This window comes from Sphingobium sp. SA916 (genome assembly GCF_002894065.1).
Taxonomy (GTDB): domain Bacteria; phylum Pseudomonadota; class Alphaproteobacteria; order Sphingomonadales; family Sphingomonadaceae; genus Sphingobium; species Sphingobium fuliginis.
The window spans coordinates 1-1,579 of record NZ_LXYF01000116.1 but is presented as its reverse complement, the minus strand read 5'-3'; the positions used below and the strand labels follow the sequence as shown (position 1 = coordinate 1,579).

1 protein-coding gene is annotated in these 1,579 nt (G+C 59.3%); it reads right to left on the bottom strand.

The features are described from left to right. Nucleotides 1-80 precede the first annotated feature (80 nt). Nucleotides 81-1,520 (bottom strand): IS1182 family transposase, encoded by a 1,440-nt coding sequence (locus tag A8G00_RS24640; RefSeq protein WP_103001957.1) that lies wholly within the window; start codon nucleotides 1,518-1,520, stop codon nucleotides 81-83. Nucleotides 1,521-1,579 lie beyond the last annotated feature (59 nt).

Below are 1,579 nucleotides of genomic sequence, written 5' to 3'. Positions count from 1 at the left end.
CCAGACTGTGTAAAAACGGCGTACGGCGCTTGAAGGCATGTGGGCGAAGATATGCGAGTGCGTTGAGCGAGGCTCTCCCCTTATGTTGCAATGGCGGCCAGCATTTTCCGTGTCCCCATGATGTTGAACACCCGGGTGAGATTATAGGCGAGAACGTGGAGCGCCATCTCGGTTGAGACATGCCTCTTGGTTTTCATGAGGAAGTGCGTGACGCCCATTCGGGCTTTCAGGGTGCCGAAGGGGTGCTCAACGGTCTGGCGTCGCACCCGCATGGCGTTCGGATCTGCGTCCAGGCGGCGCTGCATGGCTTCAAGTATGTGCTCGTGCTCCCACCGCGTGACCCTGCGTTCCGGGGCCGGCGTGCAACTCGCCTTGATGGGGCATCTTGGACAGCCGCTGGCCCAGTATCGGCTTACCGTTAGACCCGCTTCCACATTAGTGTAGCGATATGTCAGCATCTCGCCGGCCGGGCAGCGATACATGTCCTGATCGGGGATATAGACGAAGTCCTGCTTGCCAAAGCGCCCAGCGGCTTTGGCTTGCGAGGTCAACGGCTTTGGAAGTGTGACGGTCACCCCGGCCTGTTCGCTGGCCAGTATCTGTTCGCCGGAGAAGTAGCCGCGATCGGCTACCACATCCAGTTGCTCTACGCCCAAAGCGGCCTTAGCCTTCATCGCCATGCCGCTGAGCTGAGCCCGATCGGTTCCGACGTTCGTCACCTCGTGCGTGACGATGATATGGTTGTCCGTATCGACCGCCACCTGGACATTATAGCCGACCACACCTGTTCCGCGCCCGCTCGACGACATAGATCGCGCATCGGGATCGGTCAGCGAGATCTGCTGGTCCGGCGAAGACAGCATCTGCGTTTCCAAGGCGTCCAAACGCTTCATCTCGTCACCGAGCCTGGCTATCTTGTCCCTGAGCCGGTCGGCTTTGACGACCATCATCTCCGTTGGCTCCTGACGATCGGCCGTGTCGAGCTGCGAGAGGTACCGCGCGACACTTTCCTCGATCTGTTGTCGCCGGCGCTGGAGCTTGGCTTTGGTGAAGTTGCGGTCGCGATTGTTGACCGCTTTGAATTTACTGCCGTCGATGGCGACGCTTGCGCCAGCGAGCAGGTCCATCTCCCGACACAGCATGACGAAGCGGCCGCAGACCTGTTTGATCGCAGCGCCATTGTCGCGCCGAAAGTCCGCGATCGTCTTGTGGTCGGGTACAAGCCGGCCCACCAGCCACATCAACTCGACATTGCGACCGGCCTCCCGCTCCAGGCGCCGGCTCGACTGGACGCGGTTCAAATACCCGTAAATGTAGAGCTTGAGCAGCACCGACGGATGATAGGACGGGCGCCCGGTCATTGCCGGGGCGACGCCTTCAAATCCAAGCTCCAAAAGATCTAATGCATCCACGAACGTATCGACCACCCGAACGGGATTATCATCGTCGATCCAATCATCCATACAAGGCGGAAACAGCGTCGTCTGAGTGCGTTCCGCACCAACAATGAAGCGACCCATGCGATCCTCCAAACCGTCGGATCATACTACCATATCTACCGCGTTTTTACACAGTCTGG